Raw genomic sequence first — 19,853 nt, forward strand, 5'->3', positions numbered from 1 at the left:
TCAGCTCAACCCTTTCAGCCCAACTTGTTTAGTTGGCTTTCCAGCTTTTCAAGCAGGGCTGTGAATTCAGCCAATCTTGCTTTTTCCTGGTCCACCACCGCAGCCGGTGCGCGGTCGACGAAGCTGGCATTACCCAGCTTGCCGTTGCACTTGGCAATCTCGACGCGTATTCTTTCCGCTTCCTTGCCAATGCGGCTGCGCTCGGCTTCCACATCCACTTCCACATGCAGCATCAGCTTCAATTCACCCACAATTTGAACAGGCGCCATTGAATTGGCTGGCAGTGCATCGACCACTTCAACGCCAGTCAGCTTGGCAAGGGCCGCCAACACAGGGCCTGTTTTTTCCAGAAACGCGCGTTGTTCAGCATTGCCTTCACAACTGGCAATCAGGGGAGCTTTTTCTGCAGGGCTTAAACCCATTTCACCCCGCAGGGCGCGAATGGCGTCGACTGTGGCTTTCAACTGGGCCACATGGGCTTCAGCCTGTTCATCAATGCGTGAAGGAACACACACCGGGTAGCTTTGAATCATCAGGTTGGTTTGCTCATCTTCCCCGCGGCGGCCTGCCACCACGCTGACGGTTTGCCACAACTCTTCCGTGATGAACGGAATAATTGGGTGGGCCAAGCGCAAAATGGTTTCCAGCACCCGTACCAGTGTGCGGCGCGTTGCGCGCTGCTGGGCTGGTGTGCCATTGGCAATTTGTACCTTGGCAATTTCAAGGTACCAGTCGCAGTACTCGTCCCACACAAACTGGTAAATGCTTTGGGCAATCAGGTCGAACCGGTAATTCTCGAAACCCTGTGCAATGTCGGCTTCCACGCGTTGCAAGGTGCTGGTGATCCAGCGGTCGGCTTGTGAAAAGTCCAGGTAACCGCCGGGCGTGCAGGCATCGGCGTCGTGGTCGCTCAGGCCGCAGTCTTGCCCCTCGGTGTTCATCAACACGAAGCGAGTGGCATTCCACAGCTTGTTGCAGAAGTTGCGGTAACCGTCACAGCGTTTCTGGTCAAAGTTGATGTTGCGACCCAGCGTGGCCAGGCTGGCGAAAGTAAATCGCAACGCGTCGGCCCCGTAGGCGGGAATGCCTTCCGGAAATTCCTTGCGGGTTTTTTTCTCGATTTTGGGTGCGTCTTGCGGCTTGCTCAAACCGGTGGTGCGTTTAACCAGCAGTGTGTCCAGGTCGCAACCGTCAATCAAATCAACCGGGTCGAGCGTGTTGCCCACCGACTTGCTCATTTTCTTGCCTTCGGCATCGCGCACCAGGCCATGCACGTACACGGTGTGGAAGGGCACCTGGCCGGTGAAGTGCGTGGTCATCATGATCATCCGGGCAACCCAGAAGAAAATAATGTCAAAGCCAGTCACCAGTACGGAAGAGGGCAGGAAGTGCTTCAGCTCGGGTGTTTCGTCTGGCCAGCCCAGTGTGCTGAAAGGCACCAGGGCGGAACTGAACCAGGTGTCCAGCACATCGTCATCGCGCTTCAGGCTACCGTTGTAGCCTGCGGCATTGGCCTTGCTTCGGGCTTCTTCTTCAGTACGGGCCACGAACACTTCGCTGTTCTCACCATACCAGGCGGGAATCTGGTGACCCCACCACAATTGGCGGGAAATACACCAATCCTGAATGTTGTTCAGCCACTGGTTGTAAGTGTTCACCCACTGCTCGGGTACAAACTTGACCTGGCCCTGCTCAACCACGTCAATCGCTTTTTGGGTAATGCTCTTGCCGCTTTCATCACCGTCGGCCACTTTGCTCATGGCAACAAACCATTGGTCGGTCAGCATGGGTTCAATCACCACGCCGGTGCGGTCGCCCTTGGGCACCATCAGCTTGTGGGGCTTGATTTCGCCCAGCAAGCCCTGTGCTTCGAGGTCTGCCAGAATCTGCTTGCGCGCAACAAAGCGGTCCATGCCCACGTAGGCAGTTGGCGCGTCGTCGTTGATTGTTGCATCCAGCGTCAGGATATTGATCAGCTCAAGCCCGTGGCGCTGCCCAACTGCATAGTCGTTGAAGTCGTGGGCAGGCGTGACCTTGACAACGCCTGTACCGAAGGAGCTGTCTACATACTCGTCGGCAATAATCACGAGCTCACGGTTGCACAGGGGCAAGGTTACTTTCTTGCCGATCAGGTGCTGGTAGCGTTCATCATCGGGGTGCACCATGACGGCGGAATCGCCCAGCATGGTCTCGGGGCGGGTGGTGGCCACGGTCAGGTGGGTCAGGCCTTTCACGGTGTCGGCTTCAACCAGTGGGTACTTCAGTTCCCACAGTTGACCTTCGGTTTCCACACTTTCCACTTCCAGGTCAGACACGGCAGTTTTCAAAACCGGATCCCAGTTCACCAGGCGCTTGCCCCGGTAAATCAGGCCCTGCTCGAACAGGCGTACAAACACCTCGGTAACCGACTTGGACAGGGCAGGGTCCATGGTGAAATACTCACGCTGCCAGTCAACACTTGCGCCCATGCGGCGCATTTGCTCGGTGATCTTGCTGCCGGACTCATTCTTCCATTCCCAGATTTTTTCGACAAACTTCTCGCGGCCCAGGTCGTGGCGGGTGATGTTCTTCGCCGCCAATTGCCGTTCAACCACAATTTGTGTGGCAATGCCTGCATGGTCAGTGCCGGGTTGCCACAGGGTGTTGTGTCCGCGCATGCGGTAGTAGCGGGTCAGTCCGTCCATGATGGTCTGGTTGAATGCATGGCCCATGTGCAGAGTGCCCGTCACATTGGGTGGGGGCAGTTGAATGCAAAAGTCGGGTTTGCCATCCACGGTGCTGGCCTTGGCGTGGCCTTGGCGTTCCCATTCGGGCCCCCAGTGGGATTCAATGGCATTCGGATCAAAACTTTTGGCAAGGGTCATGGCGTCGGCAGCAAAAATGAACAACATCAACAGGAAAGTCAGCCCAACATTATAGCCTTTCAGGGAAGGCTTGCTGTTTGGGAGGGGGGGCAATCCATTTCGCCTGCCGGAAATTCCTGTTCTATTCCACAAAATGAATATTTATCCATTCTCAGACAATGATGCCAGCAGCCAAACGATGGGGTTAGTGCGCGAGGGGGAGTGTTTTATCTCGTGCCAGGTTTAACTTCATACACATCGCACTCCGAAAATAAAGGTCCTTCCATGTTGAATACAATCAGTTCACGTTTCAGTGCCAGCCTGATCGCTGTGATCGGCCTGGCCATCGTGGTGGGTGTGATGGGCTTTGTGAACAGCAAGCACATCATGGATGCCAATTCCAAAAATGATTTCACGCATGAAATTATTGAAAATGTGTTGGGTGTTCGCGAGAACCTGTTCAATATCGAAACCGGCGAGAGAGGGTTTTTGCTTCGCGGTTCTGAAGACTACCTGGCCCCCTACACCGAGGGCAAACAGAAGGTGGAACTTCACTTGAACAAGGCCATGGAGCTGACCCAGAAAAATGAATTTGTGACCACCAAGCTGCGTTTGTTCAATGCGCACTACAAAAAGTGGCTGGACACGGTGATCGACCCATTGATTGAATCCAAGCGTGCTCAACTGGCCGGGCAGATTACCCCTGAAGATTTTGAAGCCGAGGTGAAGGCCCGCCCTGGCAAGCCACTGATGGACCAGATGCGCGCTGAACTGGCCGAGGTCGAAAAAGAAGAGTTTCGTTTGCTTGCCGAGCGCAAGGCGGCAAGCCTGGCCACGTACGAGGAATCAATTCTGGTGTCCGTGTTGATTACCCTGTTTGCTGCTGTGGTGGGTCTGGGTTTGAACTTCGCCATTTCACGCATGTTCAAGCGAAAAGTGGGCATTGCTGCCTTGCACATCAATGAGCTGGCCGAAGGCAAATTGAACAGCAAAATCCAGATTTCCGGCAAGGACGAAGTGGATGGCTTGTTAAGTGCGCTCGCAAAAGCGCAAGGCAATTTGAAAGGATTGATTGATGGCATTCGCACCTCCACGGTGACCCTGACCGAAGGGTCAGGTTCAGTTCGAGTGGCCTCCGAGGAAATGAGCAAGGCGGCCACCGAGCAATCGGACGCTACGGCATCGATGGCAGCTGCGGTGGAGGAATTGACCGTGTCCATCAGCCAGATCACCGAGAACTCGAACGATGCATCCCACACGGCCATGGAAGCCAAAGTGTCGGCCGATCAAGGCATGGTTACTTTGAACCAGGTGGTTGAGGGCATTCGCAAAATTGCACAATCGGTGCAGGGCAGCGCCACCACGGTGCGTTCTCTGGAAGCCCAGTCCAATGAAATTTCTGAAATTATTTCGACCATTACCGACATTGCTGACCGAACCAATTTGCTGGCCCTGAATGCAGCCATTGAGGCAGCGCGCGCTGGTGAAAGCGGGCGGGGGTTTGCGGTAGTGGCCGACGAAGTTCGCAAGCTGGCCGAACAGACCAAGGGTTCTTCCGAACGAATTTCCAACATGGTGTTCCAGATTCAGCGTGTCACGCAAGACGCCTCGAAGTCCATGGAAGACTCGGTTGAGCTTGTGCAGGCGGGTATTCAGCAGGCGGATTCGGTGTCTACGACCATTGAGCGCATCAAGGCGAATGCCGACCGGGTCAGCGAAGCCATCCAGTCGATCACCGTGTCGATGCAGGAACAATCCAATGTCAGCGTCGAGATTAGCCGCAATGTGGAACGCGTGGCGCAGATGACTGAAGAAAACACAGCCACGATCGCCCAAAACAGGCATGTGTCCGAGCAGATTTCTGACTTGGCCGTGAGCCTGTCGGGCGCAGTGTCGGTGTTCAAAACCTGATTATTTCTTTAGCGCGTCCAGCACTACCTGTTCAAACTCTTTCATCAGTTGGGGTTTGATCCGAAGCAGGGCGCGCTCGAACAGCTCCGGTAACTGTGCTCTCAAAATCTCAATCTGAGGGTCGCTCAAGCGCCCACCGGTGGATTGTTCAATTTCCTGAAGGCCCGATTCAATCACTTCGGTCAACAGGGGTGGACCACCATCAAAATGTTCACTCATCGGTTTACAGATTCCTTAGCCCTTGGCCCTGTCAAACGTGTTTAAGGGGTACCCCCTTTCCTTGTAAAACTTGTAGCGTTGCCGCGCAACCGCTTTGTTGTTTTCGTCATTGCCCACAATTTCAACCAACCTGTCGAAGCGGGCGAAAAACGGTGGCCATTGTTCATCCAGATTGATCAACAAGTCGTAATGGCGAATGTCGTCTGCCTTGTCGGTCAACACGATGGGGGTCTCTGCCAGGCCCGGGTGCCCAGTGACCACATGCGGCAAGAAGTCTTCTTCTGAAAAAGTCCACAGCAACTTGTCGAGCTGTTCCAGTATCTCGGGGCGCGTGCTGTAACACACGATTTTCAGGCCACTGCTGTACGCCTTGCGGACAAGCCGACAGGTGTACAACAGGTGGTCGGAGACATTCAAATGAAAGTCGATTCGAGTCAATTCAGGCTCGCTCAGGATTTCGCACGTTTCATCACGAACTCGGCCAGCATGGGCACGGGCCGTCCACTTGCACCCTTGGCCTTGCCGGAATGCCAAGCCGTACCTGCGATATCGAGGTGTGCCCAAGTATAAGCCTTGGTGTATTTTTGCAGGAAACAGGCCGCGGTAACGCTGCCAGCGGGTGGTCCGCCAATGTTGGCCATGTCTGCGAAGTTGCTTTTCAGCTGTTCGTGGTATTCCTCGTCCAGCGGCATGCGCCAGGCGGTGTCAAGAGCACTTTGACCTGCTTTCAGCAATTCGTTGGCCAGGTCATCATCGGGGCTGAACAGGCCGGTGTTTACATGACCCAGCGCCACGATACAGGCACCGGTCAAGGTGGCCACATCCACCACTGCTGCGGGGTTGAAGCGTTCGACATAAGTCAAAGCGTCGCACAGAATCAAACGGCCTTCCGCGTCGGTATTCAAAATCTCAATGGTCTGGCCGCTCATCGATACCACCACATCGCCAGGCTTGCTGGCATTGCCTGCAGGCATGTTTTCGGCGGTGGGCACCACCACAATCAGGTTCAGGGGCAGCTTCATTTCAGCCACTGCTTTCATGGTGCCCAGCACGCTGGCTGCGCCGCACATGTCGTATTTCATTTCGTCCATGCCTGCGCCGGGTTTCAATGAAATACCGCCGGTGTCGAAAGTGATGCCTTTGCCCACCAGCACCACAGGTGCTTCCTTGGGGTCTTTGGCGCCGTTGTACTTCAGCACGATCAGCTTGGGGGGTTCACTGGAAGCCTTGCCCACGGACAGCAGGCTGAACATGCCCAATGCTTCCATCTTTTTGTGGTCCAGTACATCCACAGCCAGTTTGTACTGTTTGGCCATGGCTTTTGCGGTTTCTGCCAGGTAGTTGGGGGTGCAGATGTTGCCCGGCAGGTTGCCCAGGTCTTTGGTCAGCTGCATGCCAGTGCCAATCGCCAGGCCAATTGCTGCGCCCTTTTCTACCGCAGACTGGGTGGACTTGGTACAGGCCAATTCGAATGTGGGGGGGGCTGCCACATCATCGTCCTGCTTCTTGCAGGCTGAAAAGCTGTAAAAACTTTCGGTGATGGTGCGGGCGCACAGGGCAGCGATGTCTTTGTCATCGCTTTTCTTGGGCACTTCCTGATTCAATGCAAAAAACACTTTCGCCGGTTTGAGGCTTTTCAAAGCGTCGCATGCGGCGGTGGTAGCCTTACGCAGGGTTTTTGCATTGAGTTTTTCCGCGTCATCAAGGCCGGCGAGCACGTACACGGGCGCACCTTCCTTGCCGGAATTGAACACCACGCGGCATGTGCCCGAATTGCCCAGTGACTTGTCGGTTTTGCAGGCATGGCTGACCAAGCCATCGGTATCAATATCAGCCCGCTTTGCTGACGCGCTGAGCTCACCACCCTTGTAAACAGCCACTACCGCCACGTCACAGCCTTTGCCCGGTACAGGGCCGCCAGCCAGCACATGGGCAACAAGCCCGGTTCCAGCCTTGTAAGAAAACATCGGCGGTGGTGTAGGGGCTGTTTTTTTGGCCGGTTTGGCTGCAACAGGCTTTTTTGTTTTTGAAACTGCGGGTGTGGCTGTCATGGTGTTCCTTCTTGCGATTAATGCTCGACCATTCAAAACGAATGCATGCGACAATCTACCATTATCAACAAGCCGGGTTGGCGAGTCAAAGCGCAGCCCGCCGCGATTGCATGCTGTTTCGATCGACTTTTCGAAAAGACTTTGCACAAACCGCTGGTGCCACCTTCGTGGCCCTGTTTACCATCATCGTCACCACTGTTCTGGTACGTACTTTGGGACAAGCCGCTGGCGGCAAGGTGGACAATGCCGAAGTCTTTTCCCTCATCCTCCTGGGGGGCCTGCAATATCTGCCAGCCGCCCTGGTGATCACCGTATTCATTGCAGTCATGGGTGTGGTTTCCCGCGCATTCAAGGAACAGGAAATGACTGCCTGGTTTGCAGCTGGTGTGTCGCTTTTCTCCCTGACGCGGCCTGTGCTTCGCTTTGCCGTTCCCCTGACCCTGCTGGCGCTTGTGTGTTCGATCTGGTTGACCCCGTGGGCCAAGGCCGAGCTCGACGCCGCGAAAGATCGTTTTGCCAAGCGCAGTGATGTCAGCAAGGTCAGTGCCGGCCAATTTCGAGAATCAGGCGAGGGCAATCGGGTGTTTTTTGTTGAACGCCAGTCGGAGGTGACCAAGCAGGTTGAAAATGTATTTGTGGTCGATGCCAAGGGCGAAACCCGCACCGTGGTTTCTGCCTCGCGAGGCAGTGTGGAAGTGGATGCCAGTGGTCAACCCTACCTGGTGCTGAGCGGCGGGCGCCGCGCCACGCTGGATGGCACGGGCCAGCGGTTTACCTCCACCGAATTTGAAACCTATGGTTTGGCCATTGACAATACTTTGGGGGCAGCCCCTAGTTTTCAATTGCAACACCGCCGAGTTGACCTTTTGATCGCTGACTTTTCTCCCGGTGCTCAGGGTGAGTTGCTGTGGCGTATCAGCTTGCCTTTGTCCGCGTTGGTGCTGGGTTTGCTGGCCATTCCCCTGGCTTTCGTGAATCCGCGTGGCGGAAATTCGCTGAACCAGTTGTTCGCCCTCCTGATTTACCTGACCTACAGCAACATTGTTTCAGTAACCCAAAGCATGGTGGTCAAGGAAACCCTGAATTTCTGGGTGGCCTTGATACTGCCCCATGCCTGCATATTGCTGCTGTTCTATCTTTTGATGGTTCAGCGCAACCGCCCGGCAGGTGCTCCGCTGTTCCTGTTTCAAAAGCCGGTGGGAAAACTTGATTTGCAGGACGTGGTTGACGCACAGGAGCTGAAGCGATGAAGGTATCCAGGCGCGTAACCAAGCCATTCGCTGTACCGCATGCCCTGCTGGTGTATTTTCGCCGTGAACTATACAAGGCCATCAGTTTTGTCATGGTGGCATTTGTAGGCCTGTTCGCATTCTTTGACCTGATTGCCGAAGTGGATCGACTGAACCTGCCCGGTACCAGCTGGTTTTATTATTTCGTGGCTGTGATGTTGGGTTTGCCTGCGCGTGTCTACGAAATTGCACCCATCGCCGCTTTGATCGGTTCAATTTATGCCTTGGTGCAGTTTGCCGCCAGCAGCGAATTGACCGCCATGCGTGCGGCCGGCTTGAGCACCACCAGTATGCTGAAAATGCTGGTCCGCATTGCCACCGGTGTGGTGGTGGTCACTGTACTGTTTGGTGAGGGCGTGGCCCCCTTGGCTGAACGGGCCGCTGTGCCCATGCGTGCCAAGGCCCTGGGCTACGAAGTGGACCGTGACTTCCGCAGTGGTTACTGGATGCGAGACACTTACACCGACCCGCAAACGGGCCCTCGCGTGCGTTTCGTCAACTTCGATTCGTTCGACAAAGAAGGTGATTTGCGAAAGCTCGAGTACTACGAGCTGGATGCCGACTTCCGAATTCGTGCATGGGTCCGCGCTGAAACTGCGAGGTTTGACCCTGAAGTCGGTGACTGGATTCTGCGCAACGTGCTGATGCAGCGCTATTTCGATGACGCCGTGCAAAATGAGGAAGCTGCCCGTTCTGGCCTGACCATTCACGCCAGCCCGGTTGAAAAGCTGGAAGCCCTGCGTTGGCGTTCGAACTTGTCCCCAGAGTTGCTGACAGGCCTGTTTGTGCGTCCCGATCGAATGAGCGCCTGGCAGCTGTACAACTACTCCCGATTCCTAAGCAGCAACCTGCAGGCCACGGGCAACATTGACCTTGCCCTGGCGAAAAAGCTGATGTACCCGTTTGCCATCCTGATCATGATGATGATTTCCCTTCCGTTTGCTTATCTGCATTTCAGGTCGGGCAGTGTCAGCGTGAAGGTGTTTGCGGGCATCATGATTGGTGTCGGTTTTCACTTGGTGAATAACCTGTTTTCCCACCTCAGCATGGTGGCCAGTTTTCCGCCCTTCATCAGCGCGGCCTTGCCCAGCCTGATCGGTTTTGTGGTGGGTATGGCCGCCTTGTGGTGGGTGTCCCAGCCCGCGCCATGGCGCACCTTGAATGTATTGAGGAATCGATGAGCAGTACCGGAAAAAAAGCAATTGTCCTGTTTGGCCATGGCGCCCGCGACCCCCAGTGGGCCGAACCCATGAAACGCCTGCAGAGTATTTTGACAGCGCAACTGCCCGATGTTCAAATTGAGCTTGCCTTTCTGGAACTGATGGCCCCCAGCCTGCCCGACACGGTCGACTGCATGGCCCTGGGTGGCACAGAGTACATCCAGGTAGTACCGATATTCTTCGGCAAGGGCGGTCATCTGAAAAATGATTTTCCGGTAATCATGGCAGAAATGAAGCAGAAGCACCCGGGCTTGAGTATCGAGGCCACTGCAGCGGTGGGGCAGTGGGACGCAGTGTGGCAAGCCATTGCCACGGAAATTGTTCAGCAGGTTCAATAAACAAACTGGAGATTCATCATGGAGAAATGGTTGGTGTTGGCTGTTCTGTGTTGTTCAGTGCCCGCGTATGCGCAGTCCACTGAGGCGGCCTGTCAGGCCAAGGCGGTGAGCAAGGAAGGCAAGCCCTTGGCTGGGGCTGCAAAAAATTCCTTCGTGAAAAAATGCCTGGCTGACATGAAGGCGTCATGCGAAGAACGTGCCCTCAGCAAAGACGGCAAGAAACTGGCAGGGGCCGCCAAAAATTCTTTCATGAAAAAATGCGAGGCTTCAGCAGGCTAAGCTGCGGCTATTTGGCTGAGGCAGAGCAACCGAGATTGATCGGTCGATTCGTTGAGGTAGCCTGATAATTCAGGCCGCCCGGAAGAAGTCAGGCAACGCGATTTCTTCTGGGTTGTGTTTCAGCAGTTGCAACTCGACACATGCCTTGGCCAAGGCCTTGCCGATCAGGATCAGGCAAGGCCCATCCGTTAGTTGTTCTGCAGAAAACAAGGGCAGTCGGCCCAGGTTCAAGGGTGTGAATTTTTCTGCAGGCAAGGACACGCTTTCACACAGAATAACCGGTGTGTTGGCATTCCTGCCTTTTTCAAGCAATGCGGCTGCCCAAGGGCCCGCCTGACGCAAACCCATGTACACGGCTACTGTGTCGTTTTCCGTGCCGGTAAACAGGTCTGTGCTTGGTGTTTCGTCACTGCCGACAGACGGTGTAGTCAGGGTCAGGCTGCGGGCAACGCCACGCAAGGTGAGCGAGGCCTGCAAGCTGCTTGCAGCAGCCAGTGCAGCAGTGACACCGGGCACCACTTCCACGGTGTGGCCAGCGGCTTTCAACGCAGTAATTTCTTCATCCGCTCGGCCAAATACCATGGGGTCTCCGCCTTTCAGGCGAACCACCAGTTTGTATTGTTCAGCGGCTTCAACAAGCTGTTTGTTGATGAAGTGCTGGGCAGTGGATTTTTGGCCGCAACGTTTTCCAACGGCGACCAGTTTGGCATCGGGGTGGGCTTCAGAAAGAAGAGAGGGACTGACCAATGCATCGTGAAACACACAGTCTGCCTGCATTAACAGCTTCAAGCCACGAACGGTGATCAAATCTTCCGCCCCTGGACCTGCACCAATCAATACAACGCGTCCCATCTCAAAAGTCCCTATTTAAGAACAAGCAACCAACAACCGGGTGATGGGTTGTTGATTACTGCTTTGCAACGATCATGCCAGCTGCCACAGTTTGGTTGGTGGCACTGTCAATCAGGATAAAACTGCCTGTGGCGCGGCATTCTGTGTACAAATCTGCCACGATGGGCTGGGCAAGCACCAATTCAATCTGCGCAATGTCATTCATTTGCACCGTTTTGGTGCTTTCGCCATGCAGCAGGGTGTGAATGTCGAGCACCTGGTTCACTGACTTGATCTTGGCCTGGGTTTGGCGGGTGGTCTGCTTGATCCAGTATTTGCGGGCCGGGTTCAAGGGTTCGTTGTCCAGCCAGCAAATGTCGGCGGTCAGTGCTCTCACCGGTGTGTGGCTAACTGTGTCTACGCTGCTCACAATCTGGTCGCCACGGGAAACATCCACATCGCGGTCCAGTACCAAGGTAACACATTGGCCTAATAGAGCTTCTGGCAGGTCCTCATTCAGGAATACGATGCGCGACACCACGGCGTTTTGGCCTGAAGGGTGCACCACCACTGTGTCGCCCACTTTCACGCTGCCGCCTTCCACCCGGCCCATGTAGCCGCGGAAGTCGTCGGCCTTGTGGCCGTCATGACGGGCTACCAACTGCACCGGGAAACGGAAACCCACCTTGTGTGCGGCTTCCGCGCGGTCTGCACGGCTGGGAATGTTTTCCAGAATGGGCAACAGGGGCTGGCCTGTGTACCAGGGTGTTTTGGGGCTTGCAGTGACCACGTTGTCGCCAGTCAGCGCAGAAATCGGCAGTACCAGGGCTTCCTGAACACCGACAGTGACAGCCAGTTCACGCACTGCTTTTTCAGTGGCGATGAATTTTTCCTGATCAAAATCCACCAAGTCCATCTTGTTCACGGCAAACAGAATGGCTGGAATGCCCAGCTTGCCGGCAATCGCGCTGTGGCGCTTGGTTTGGGCCAGCAATGTTGCTTTCAGGCCTTCTTCACCTTTCTCGAACGCCACGCGGGTGATGTCCACCAGCACAATTGCCACGTCTGCTGTGGAAGCGCCAGTAACCATGTTTCGTGTGTACTGTTCATGGCCCGGTGTGTCGGCCACGATGAATTTGCGCACGGGCGTGGCGAAATAGCGGTAGGCCACGTCGATGGTGATGCCTTGCTCGCGTTCTGCTTCCAGGCCGTCGGTCAGCAGAGAAAAGTCGATGGTGTCGCCCGCGGTGCGCTTGTTTTTTGCCTTGGAAATCGCGGCGAGCTGGTCAGCGAAAATGCCCTTGCTTTCAAACAGCAGGCGGCCGATCAGGGTGGACTTTCCGTCATCGACAGAACCGGCGGTGATGAAGCGCAGCACGCCGTGCTCTTGGGTGCCCAGTTTCAGGGCTTCAGTGATTGCATTCATGGTGTTCATCTCGTTGTATTTTCTCGTGGGCCCGGGGATCAGAAATAACCTTCTTTCTTGCGGCGCTCCATGGAGGCCTCGGAGGTTTGATCGTCCATGCGGGTTGCGCCGCGCTCGGTGATGTCGGTCACTGCGGTTTCAGCAATGATCTCGATCGGGTTGGCAGCAGTGCTGGCAACTGGGCAGGTGCATGTGATGTCACCGACGGTACGGAAACGCACTGTGCGGGTGGTCACGGTTTCACCGGCCTTGGGTTGGGTCATTTCAGTCACTGGAACCAGCAGGCCATTGCGCTCAATGATTTCGCGTTCATGGGCGTAATAAATGTTGGGCAGTTCCAGCTTTTCACGTTCAATGTATTGCCACACATCCAGTTCAGTCCAGTTGGAAATGGGGAATACGCGCATGTGTTCACCGGGGTGCACGCGGGTGTTGTACAGGTCCCAAAGTTCAGGGCGCTGGCTTTTTGGGTCCCACTGGCCAAAACCGTCGCGGAAAGAAAAAATACGTTCCTTGGCGCGGGCTTTTTCTTCATCCCGGCGGGCACCGCCCATCAGGGCGTCAAAGCCGAATTCCTCTTGAGTTTCCAGCAAGGTCACACTTTGGAATGCATTGCGCGAGGCGTCAGGGTGGGGCAGGCGAATGGTACCTTTCTTGATCGAGCCTTCCAGTGAACGCACGATCAGTTCTTCACCCAGTTGCTTGGCTTTCCAGTCACGAAATTCGATCACTTCAGGGAAGTTGTGCTCGGTGTCAATGTGCACCAGCGGGAACGGAAACTTGCCTGGGCGAAATGCCTTTTCAGCCAAGCGCAACATCACGATGGAGTCTTTGCCACCCGAGAACAACATGGCGGGGCGAGCGCATTCGGCTGCCACTTCGCGCATGATGTAAATGGCTTCTGCTTCAAGCCAGTCCAGGTGGGACATGGTGTGTAGTTGCGTACTAGCTTGGGTACTCATGATTGTTCTCAGCTTGTTAGTCGTTTCAAGTGTTCAGTGTTTAGCGCTCAGGCTTATTTTTTCAGGTTGGCATTGTGCAAACCGCATTCCTTGCTGGTGGGGTCTTCCCACCACCACCGACCTGCGCGAATGTCTTCGCCAATTGTGATTGCGCGTGTGCAGGGTTCGCAACCAATTGAAGGAAAACCTTCGAAGTGCAACTTGTTGACCGGCACATCGTACTGGCGAACGTAGGTCCACACATCGGCCTCGCTCCAATCCGCCAGCGGGTTGAATTTTTCGATGCCGCGGTCGGCGTCGAATTCCCGCACAGGCAAGGTGGCGCGTGTGGCTGCTTGCGCTTGGCGCTGCCCTGTAATCCAGGCCTTTGCACCTTTCAGCGCACGGGCCAGGGGTTCTACCTTGCGAATGCCGCAGCATTCCTTGCGCAGGGCTGTGCTTTCATAAAAAGCATCCAGGCCTTTGGTGTTCACATAGTTTTCAACTGCCTCGGCTTGTGGTTCAAACCACTGCACCGTGTGGCCATATTTGGCCAGCAAGGCAGGCGCCACATCCAGTGTTTCCTGGTTCAGGCGACCTGTGTTCAGGCTGAACACGCGAATATTCAGCTTCAGGCGGGCGATGGCATCAAACAGCACATTGTCTTCGGCAGCGAGGCTGCTGGCCAATGCAATTGAATCGAATTCACTGGCAGCATCGGTAAGCAAGGTTTCAAGGGCTTTCACTTTTTCAGCAATCTCTGTTGCTGGTTGGTGCGGGCCACGAAACACGGCGATGGGTTGTTCAGTTAAGACCTTGTTTTCCACTACAGCGTCCACGCTGTGAAAGCGTGCTTGGGAATTCACTGCATTCATGCTTACGCTCCTGCTGCCGCCCGGCGGTTGAACACGGGCAAAGAACCATCGGCACTGGTTTGGTAAGGAATGGTGAAGTCTGCAAACGCATTCAATGCGTCTTCCAGCGATTTGCCTTCCTTGATGTCAAATTGCGTGAAACCGCAGCGCGCCAGGTAAAAAAACTGGTCGCGCCAAATGTCCCCAAAAGCGCGAATGTCGCCTGTGAAACCATAGCGTGTGCGCAACAGCACCGCGCCTGAATAGCCTTGACCGTACTTGAACACCGGGAAGTTGAATGCAATCAGCTTCAACACATTCACGTCACCTTGTAACTGCTCGGGGTTGTCTTCCGGGTTCAGGTAAACACCCAATTCACCCGCCTGAGCGCGTGTTGTCAATTCCGTTTTCTGGGCTTCCCAAACAGACAAGTGCACCAGCACTTTGCCGTCAGCTGGAACAGCCACAGGTGCCTCGGCTGTACCGGCTTCAACCACCAGAAATTGGTCGGCCACAATTTGAGCCTGACCGTTCAGTGGCTTGGAGATGATCTTGTTTTCAGTAGAAGACATTATGCAGCCTCCTTGTTGGCGTACACGTGGTCTTTGAAGGGGTCTGCACCGATGCGGTCGAGCGTGTCGATGAACAGTTCGTCTTCATGACGCTCACGGACAAACACTTCCAGCAGCTTCACGACCACACCGGGTACGTCTTCGGCATAAAACGATTTACCAATCACTTTCCCAATTGAAGCGTCATTGCCCTGGCGGCCACCCAAGGTGACCTGGTACCACTCTTCCCCGTTTTTGTCGACACCCAGAATGCCGATGTTGCCGATGTGGTGGTGGCCACAGGAGTTGATGCAACCTGAAATGTTCAGGCTGAGGTCGCCCAAGTCAAACTGGTAGTCCAGGTTGTCCACGGCTTCCTGAATGCCCAGTGCGATCGGGATGGACTTGGCATTGGCCAGTGAGCAGAAATCGCCGCCGGGGCAGGCAATCATGTCTGAAACCAAACCAATGTTGGGCATGGCCAGGTTGTGTTCTTTCAGGGTGCTCCACAGCTCGAACAAATCCTGTTCAGCCACGTCGGACAACACGAAGTTTTGTTCGTGCGTTACACGCAGTTCACCGAATGAATACTGTTCAGCCAAATCGGCAATCAGGTGCATTTCTTCGGTATTCGCGTCGCCTGGGGCAATGCCGGGGCGCTTCAGGGAAATGCTGATGGCCACGTAACCCGGCTGGCGGTGTTCACGCGCGTTGCGGATCAACCAGCGGTCAAAACCAACATGCTGGGCGCGAAGGTTTTTGTTGTGCTCGGCGGTTTTTGCAACTTCCTCGGCGCTGAATTTTGTGTAGGCGGGCGCTGTGAAGAAAGATGAAACTCGGTCAAATTCCTTCTGCGGAATCACCGACCCCCCCCCCTTGATGTGCTGCCATTCTTCTTCAACCTGTTTGGCGAATTCTTCGGGGCCAATGGCACGCACCAGAATTTTGATGCGGGCTTTGTACAGGTTGTCGCGACGGCCGTAGCGGTTGTACACGCGCATCACGGCTTCAATGTAAGTCAGCAGTTCCTGCCAGGGCAGGTCGTTCTTGATGACCGAGCCAATCACCGGTGTACGGCCCAGGCCGCCACCTGCCAATACTTGCGCGACCACTTCGCCAGCAGTATTGCGGGTCAGGTTCACGCCAATGTCGTGCACTTGCACGGCAGCACGATCTACAGCCGCGCCATTGACCGCAATCTTGAACTTGCGGGGTAGGTGGGCGAATTCCGGGTGGAAGGTGCTCCACTGGCGAATCAGTTCGCAGAAGGGGCGTGGGTCCACGAATTCGTCTTTCGCAATGCCGGCAAATGGATCGCTGGTGGTGTTGCGAATGCAGTTGCCGCTGGTTTGAATGGCGTGCATTTCGACTTCGGCCAGTTCAGCCAGAATGTCGGGAATGCTTTCCAGGGTCGGCCAGTTGTATTGAATGTTCTGACGGGTTGTGAAGTGGGCGTAGTTTCTATCGTACTTCGCCGAGATGTCGGCGAGCCTGTGCAACTGTTTCGCACCGAGTAATCCGTAAGGAATGGCCACGCGCAACATGGGTGCATGGCGCTGGATGTACAGGCCATTTTGCAGGCGCAGAGGGCGGAACTCTTCGTCGGTCAGCTCGCCCTTCAGGAAGCGTTCTGTCTGGTTGCGAAACTGGGCCACGCGTTCGCGTACAAGGGCGTGGTCATAGTCGTCGTATTTGTACATTTACATCACCAATTTTGCGGCCACGGCGGTGAGGGTCGTGGCCAATACCCCGCGCAAGAACCTTTCAGGTACCGCGCGACTTAAATAACTGCCAATCGTTATGCCGGGAATGGAGCCGATCAACAACGCACCCAACAAGCCAAAGTCAACCGTGCCCAGGCTGAAGTGCCCGAAAGCAGCCACAGTAGTCAGTGGTACTGCATAGGCAATGTCGGTGCCTGCAATTTCAGAGGCCTTCAGGTGCGGATACAACATGATGAGTACCATGGCACCAATTGCACCTGCGCCAATCGACGACACTGTGACCAGCATGCCAATGAGGGCGAAGGCTACCACGGTGGCGATGGTACGGGTTTTTTCCTGCAGTTGCGCCTTTGGCGTGTTCTGCAGCCACAGAACAATCCTGGTTTTAAAAATCAGTACACCAACGGTCAGCATGACGCAGATTGAAATCGACCAGCGGATAAACACATCAATCGGGCTGCCTTTGCCGGCATTCTGAATATCAAGCCCGTGAAGCACCGCTATGGTAATCAAAGAAGCCGGTACGCTTCCCAAACAGGCCAAGCCAACAATTTTCCAGTTAACTGTATTGCGTAGACGGTGCACAACGGTGCCAGCGCCCTTGGTAATTGCGGCAAACGCGAGGTCGGTGCCCACCGCCGTGGTGGCGGGCACGCCAAACAGTACAGTTAGCAGCGGTGTCATCAAAGAGCCGCCCCCAACGCCAGTAAGGCCGACCAGAAGGCCGACCGCCAGGCCAGAAGCTACATAGACTATGTTGATGTCGAAAGGCACGTGAAAGCTCGATCAAAATGGTTTTTTGGGACTTGAAGTGTAGGCGCATCGCCTTATAATTCAAACGATAGTATTTCCATTTATATATTCCCCTGCGGAATAAAGGGTTTTTATGAACTTGCACCAGCTTCGATTTGTTCGGGAAGCAGTTCGCCACGACTTCAGCCTGACTGACGCAGCCAAAGCGCTATTCACGTCGCAGCCCGGCGTGTCCAAAGCCATCATCGAGTTTGAGGAGGAACTGGGTTTTCAGATTTTCAAGCGCCATGGCAAGCGGATCAAAGGCCTGACGCCACCAGGCGAATTGGTGTATCAAGCTTGCGAGCGGGTGTTGGCCGAAATGGAAAACATCAAACGGGTGGGCGAGGAATTTGCAGCGCGTGAAAGCGGTCAGTTGACTGTGGCAGTGACCCACACCCAGGCCCGTTACGTATTGCCACAAGCCGTGGCCGTATTTCGCAAGAAATTCCCGAAGGTGAAGTTGATTCTCCTCCAGGGGACACCCGAACAATTGGCGCAGTGGGTGCGCAAAGACCAGGCGGATTTGGCAGTGGCCACAGAAGCCCTGGCCGATGAGCCGGATTTGGTCACATTCCCCTGCTACGACTGGGGGCATGTGGCGGTGGCGCCTGTTGATTCGCCTTTACTCAAGGAGTTTGCGCAGGGTAAACGGAAAATTGCACTGGCTGATTTTGACAACATGCCCGTGATCACCTACGAAACCCACTTTGCCGGGCGCAAGAAAATTGACGCGGCATTTCAGAAGGCAGGCGTCACGATTGATTTGGTACTGGAAGCGATTGACGCAGACGTGATCAAGACCTACGTGGGCTTGGGGCTGGGCGTGGGCATTATTGCCGAAGTGGCTTTTGACGCTGAAAAAGACAAGGGACTTGTGGCTGTGCCGGTAGATCACCTGTTTGGCCGCAACACCACCCGGATTGCCTTGCGGCAGGGTGTGTTCATGCGTACGCTGATGTACGAATTCATTGCCGTGTTTGCGCCGATGTTGACACCGAAGCTGATTGACCGTGTTCTTGGCGGTGGGGATGCTTACGATATTTGAGATAGGTGGAGTGTGAGCAGGAGGTTTTGATGATGCGGCGAGGTGGGTTTGACTGAAGCGCAGTGGCTGTTGCGACGGAAAATCTGTTTCTCCCAAGCTGAGCCTTGCCTAGCCTGAAACCGCCCCTCGAAAAAAGCGCTCGGGGCGGATTCCGCCCCTTTGGGGCACCGGCCCGGCTTGGCACGCTTGGGCAGATTTTCCCGACTGTCGCAACAAGCACCTGCGCTACCAATCAAACCTGCACACCGCACACCGCACATCGCACATCGCACACTGCATCGCGCAGCACGCGACAAGCAGCACATGCTGCCCTGTTTGGGTCGATTCAAGGCCAGCCCGCCCAACATTTTCGCAGCGAGGGGCGGCTCGACTTGTAGAGCCGATGCAAAGGCGCCATTGCGCTTTGCATGACCCGAGCCAGAAGATTGGTTGGGGGAATTCGGGCTGTGCCAAGACCCGAACAGGGCGGTTGTGCTGTGAAGGCCACGCTTGTGCTGTGCGACCAGGGCGGTTGTGCTGTGACGGCGGCGGTTGTGCTGTGACGGCGGCGGTTGTGCTGTGACGGCGGCGGTTGTGATGTGCGACCAGTGCGGTTGTGCTGCTTGACGATTGGAGCTGTGGGGCTACTCGCCTCGCATGTGCTTTTGCACGATCTGAAATACTCGCGATGTGTCCTGGCTCGGCGGCCCATTGGCCACCAGTTCATCAAGCAGTTCCGCCGTCTTGAACAGTAGTGGCAAATGCAGACCCTGCTTGCGGGCTGCATCCGCGATCATGTGCATGTCTTTCGCATGCAAATGCGCTTCAATTGAAACCGGGTCGGAAAAACCTTTCACCATGTGGGGGCCTGCCCAATCCAGCACACGGCTGGCCGGCAAACCTGCCTGTAACAGTTCCAGCACAATGGCCAGGTCAGCACCTTGCTCCAGCGCATAGTTCATGGCTTCGGCAATGCCCGCAAGTTGAATGCACATCACCATCTGGTTGGCGGCTTTGATCGCTTGCCCCGCACCGGAAGGTCCCACGTGGCGAATGGTTTTTCCCAAGTGGTGCAGCATGGGTTCAATGCGCTGAAATGCAGCCAAGTCACCGCCCGCCATCATGCTCAATGTCGCGGCGCGTGCGCCTGCAACGCCGCCAGAAACAGGGCAGTCGATGTAATCAATGCCGAGGGTTTTCAGGCGGGGGGCAAATTCAGCCACTGCGGCCGCGTCAATCGTGCTGAAGTCCACGACGATACTTCCGCGCTGCGCGTGTTGCGCAATACCGCCTTGGCGAAACAGCAAAGACTCCACGTCAGCGGTGTTGGTGACATTCAGGGCAATGAGTTTGGTATTGGCGCACAGCGCTTCAATACTACTTTGAGCCTGCAATGGTAGGTGCGCGAGTGTTTCAAAGCTTGCTGGACTCCTGGCCCAGGCCAGCACGGTGTAGCCAGCCTTGCAAAGGTGGCTGGCCATGGCGGAACCCATGTTGCCCAGCCCAATGAAACCAATGGTGTTTGATGTGGGGGATGATGTAGTCATCCCCGGATTA

18 protein-coding genes are annotated in these 19,853 nt (G+C 55.3%); 6 read left to right on the forward strand and 12 right to left on the reverse strand.

From position 1 onward, the window contains the following. Positions 1 to 14: 14 nt before the first annotated feature. Positions 15 to 2,891 (reverse strand): valine--tRNA ligase, encoded by a 2,877-nt coding sequence (locus RGQ30_RS03120; RefSeq protein ID WP_420915170.1) that lies wholly within the window; start codon positions 2,889 to 2,891, stop codon positions 15 to 17. A gap of 237 nt (positions 2,892 to 3,128) precedes the next feature. On the opposite strand from RGQ30_RS03120, the gene RGQ30_RS03125 reads away from it, so the two are divergent. After that, positions 3,129 to 4,754, forward strand: a complete 1,626-nt coding sequence (locus tag RGQ30_RS03125) for a methyl-accepting chemotaxis protein (RefSeq protein WP_130558372.1) — start codon at positions 3,129 to 3,131, stop codon at positions 4,752 to 4,754. Here RGQ30_RS03125 and RGQ30_RS03130 read toward each other — a convergent pair whose 3' ends face one another. Genes RGQ30_RS03130 through RGQ30_RS03140 form a run of 3 tightly spaced genes read right to left on the reverse strand, consistent with a single transcriptional unit; the run spans position 4,755 to position 7,024 of the window. Further along, positions 4,755 to 4,973, reverse strand: coding sequence for a hypothetical protein (locus RGQ30_RS03130; protein ID WP_130558371.1), 219 nt, complete (start codon positions 4,971 to 4,973; stop codon positions 4,755 to 4,757). Between the two features lie 15 nt (positions 4,974 to 4,988). Continuing rightward, entirely contained in the window at positions 4,989 to 5,411 is a 423-nt protein-coding gene (locus RGQ30_RS03135) for a DNA polymerase III subunit chi (RefSeq protein WP_130558370.1), read from the reverse strand. A gap of 11 nt (positions 5,412 to 5,422) precedes the next feature. After that, positions 5,423 to 7,024 (reverse strand): leucyl aminopeptidase, encoded by a 1,602-nt coding sequence (locus RGQ30_RS03140; RefSeq protein WP_130558369.1) that lies wholly within the window; start codon positions 7,022 to 7,024, stop codon positions 5,423 to 5,425. Between the two features lie 41 nt (positions 7,025 to 7,065). On the opposite strand from RGQ30_RS03140, the gene lptF reads away from it, so the two are divergent. Genes lptF through RGQ30_RS03160 form a run of 4 tightly spaced genes read left to right on the forward strand, consistent with a single transcriptional unit; the run spans position 7,066 to position 10,150 of the window. Further along, complete coding sequence (gene lptF, locus RGQ30_RS03145; RefSeq protein WP_338284718.1) at positions 7,066 to 8,274, forward strand: LPS export ABC transporter permease LptF; 1,209 nt, start codon at positions 7,066 to 7,068, stop codon at positions 8,272 to 8,274. After that, positions 8,271 to 9,494 carry an LPS export ABC transporter permease LptG gene (lptG, locus tag RGQ30_RS03150; RefSeq protein WP_130558367.1) on the forward strand — a complete coding sequence of 408 codons (1,224 nt, stop codon included), beginning with the start codon at positions 8,271 to 8,273 and terminating at the stop codon, positions 9,492 to 9,494. Before lptF ends, lptG begins: the two co-directional genes overlap by 4 nt. Beyond that, the gene (locus tag RGQ30_RS03155; RefSeq protein ID WP_130558366.1) at positions 9,491 to 9,871 is read left to right on the forward strand and encodes a sirohydrochlorin chelatase; all 381 of its coding nucleotides are present in this window, start codon (positions 9,491 to 9,493) and stop codon (positions 9,869 to 9,871) included. Before lptG ends, RGQ30_RS03155 begins: the two co-directional genes overlap by 4 nt. Before the next feature lie 18 nt (positions 9,872 to 9,889). Next, the gene (locus tag RGQ30_RS03160) at positions 9,890 to 10,150 is read left to right on the forward strand and encodes a hypothetical protein (protein ID WP_130558365.1); all 261 of its coding nucleotides are present in this window, start codon (positions 9,890 to 9,892) and stop codon (positions 10,148 to 10,150) included. Positions 10,151 to 10,219: 69 nt separating this feature from the next. Here RGQ30_RS03160 and cobA read toward each other — a convergent pair whose 3' ends face one another. The 7 genes from cobA to RGQ30_RS03195 are packed head-to-tail and all read right to left on the reverse strand — an operon-like array spanning position 10,220 to position 17,239. After that, entirely contained in the window at positions 10,220 to 11,002 is a 783-nt protein-coding gene (gene cobA / locus RGQ30_RS03165; RefSeq protein WP_130558364.1) for a uroporphyrinogen-III C-methyltransferase, read from the reverse strand. A gap of 55 nt (positions 11,003 to 11,057) precedes the next feature. Next, positions 11,058 to 12,407, reverse strand: coding sequence for a sulfate adenylyltransferase subunit 1 (locus tag RGQ30_RS03170; protein ID WP_420915158.1), 1,350 nt, complete (start codon positions 12,405 to 12,407; stop codon positions 11,058 to 11,060). Positions 12,408 to 12,445: 38 nt separating this feature from the next. Beyond that, complete coding sequence (gene cysD / locus RGQ30_RS03175; RefSeq protein WP_130558362.1) at positions 12,446 to 13,369, reverse strand: sulfate adenylyltransferase subunit CysD; 924 nt, start codon at positions 13,367 to 13,369, stop codon at positions 12,446 to 12,448. Positions 13,370 to 13,422: 53 nt separating this feature from the next. After that, complete coding sequence (locus tag RGQ30_RS03180; protein ID WP_130558361.1) at positions 13,423 to 14,223, reverse strand: phosphoadenylyl-sulfate reductase; 801 nt, start codon at positions 14,221 to 14,223, stop codon at positions 13,423 to 13,425. A gap of 2 nt (positions 14,224 to 14,225) precedes the next feature. After that, a complete protein-coding gene (locus RGQ30_RS03185) occupies positions 14,226 to 14,774 on the reverse strand; it encodes a DUF934 domain-containing protein (RefSeq protein WP_130558360.1) in 549 nt (182 codons plus the stop codon). Then, positions 14,774 to 16,453: a nitrite/sulfite reductase gene (locus RGQ30_RS03190; RefSeq protein ID WP_130558359.1), complete on the reverse strand. Its 1,680-nt coding sequence runs from the start codon at positions 16,451 to 16,453 to the stop codon at positions 14,774 to 14,776. The genes RGQ30_RS03185 and RGQ30_RS03190 overlap by 1 nt, the downstream gene beginning before the upstream one ends. Further along, the gene (locus RGQ30_RS03195; protein WP_130558733.1) at positions 16,454 to 17,239 is read right to left on the reverse strand and encodes a sulfite exporter TauE/SafE family protein; all 786 of its coding nucleotides are present in this window, start codon (positions 17,237 to 17,239) and stop codon (positions 16,454 to 16,456) included. It abuts the gene before it with no gap. A 124-nt stretch (positions 17,240 to 17,363) separates the two neighbouring features. Between RGQ30_RS03195 and RGQ30_RS03200 the strand changes: the two genes are divergently transcribed. Then, positions 17,364 to 18,317, forward strand: coding sequence for a CysB family HTH-type transcriptional regulator (locus RGQ30_RS03200; protein WP_130558358.1), 954 nt, complete (start codon positions 17,364 to 17,366; stop codon positions 18,315 to 18,317). A 623-nt stretch (positions 18,318 to 18,940) separates the two neighbouring features. Here RGQ30_RS03200 and RGQ30_RS03205 read toward each other — a convergent pair. Then, complete coding sequence (locus tag RGQ30_RS03205; protein ID WP_130558357.1) at positions 18,941 to 19,843, reverse strand: NAD(P)-dependent oxidoreductase; 903 nt, start codon at positions 19,841 to 19,843, stop codon at positions 18,941 to 18,943. Positions 19,844 to 19,853 lie beyond the last annotated feature (10 nt).

It is taken from the genome of Limnobacter thiooxidans (genome assembly GCF_036323495.1).
Classification (GTDB): domain Bacteria; phylum Pseudomonadota; class Gammaproteobacteria; order Burkholderiales; family Burkholderiaceae_B; genus Limnobacter; species Limnobacter thiooxidans.

What these genes read in the sequence shown, in the direction of transcription:
- RGQ30_RS03120 (WP_420915170.1), bottom strand. Translation starts at nt 2,891, where the DNA reads ATGTTGTTCATTTTTGCTGCCGACGCCATGACCCTTGCCAAAAGTTTT.
- RGQ30_RS03125 (WP_130558372.1), top strand. Translation starts at nt 3,129, where the DNA reads ATGTTGAATACAATCAGTTCACGTTTCAGTGCCAGCCTGATCGCTGTG.
- RGQ30_RS03130 (WP_130558371.1), bottom strand. Translation starts at nt 4,973, where the DNA reads ATGAGTGAACATTTTGATGGTGGTCCACCCCTGTTGACCGAAGTGATT.
- RGQ30_RS03140 (WP_130558369.1), bottom strand. Translation starts at nt 7,024, where the DNA reads ATGACAGCCACACCCGCAGTTTCAAAAACAAAAAAGCCTGTTGCAGCC.
- lptF (WP_338284718.1), top strand. Translation starts at nt 7,066, where the DNA reads ATGCATGCGACAATCTACCATTATCAACAAGCCGGGTTGGCGAGTCAA.
- lptG (WP_130558367.1), top strand. Translation starts at nt 8,271, where the DNA reads ATGAAGGTATCCAGGCGCGTAACCAAGCCATTCGCTGTACCGCATGCC.
- RGQ30_RS03155 (WP_130558366.1), top strand. Translation starts at nt 9,491, where the DNA reads ATGAGCAGTACCGGAAAAAAAGCAATTGTCCTGTTTGGCCATGGCGCC.
- RGQ30_RS03160 (WP_130558365.1), top strand. Translation starts at nt 9,890, where the DNA reads ATGGAGAAATGGTTGGTGTTGGCTGTTCTGTGTTGTTCAGTGCCCGCG.
- cobA (WP_130558364.1), bottom strand. Translation starts at nt 11,002, where the DNA reads ATGGGACGCGTTGTATTGATTGGTGCAGGTCCAGGGGCGGAAGATTTG.
- RGQ30_RS03170 (WP_420915158.1), bottom strand. Translation starts at nt 12,407, where the DNA reads ATGAATGCAATCACTGAAGCCCTGAAACTGGGCACCCAAGAGCACGGC.
- cysD (WP_130558362.1), bottom strand. Translation starts at nt 13,369, where the DNA reads ATGAGTACCCAAGCTAGTACGCAACTACACACCATGTCCCACCTGGAC.
- RGQ30_RS03180 (WP_130558361.1), bottom strand. Translation starts at nt 14,223, where the DNA reads ATGAATGCAGTGAATTCCCAAGCACGCTTTCACAGCGTGGACGCTGTA.
- RGQ30_RS03185 (WP_130558360.1), bottom strand. Translation starts at nt 14,774, where the DNA reads ATGTCTTCTACTGAAAACAAGATCATCTCCAAGCCACTGAACGGTCAG.
- RGQ30_RS03190 (WP_130558359.1), bottom strand. Translation starts at nt 16,453, where the DNA reads ATGTACAAATACGACGACTATGACCACGCCCTTGTACGCGAACGCGTG.
- RGQ30_RS03200 (WP_130558358.1), top strand. Translation starts at nt 17,364, where the DNA reads ATGAACTTGCACCAGCTTCGATTTGTTCGGGAAGCAGTTCGCCACGAC.
- RGQ30_RS03205 (WP_130558357.1), bottom strand. Translation starts at nt 19,843, where the DNA reads ATGACTACATCATCCCCCACATCAAACACCATTGGTTTCATTGGGCTG.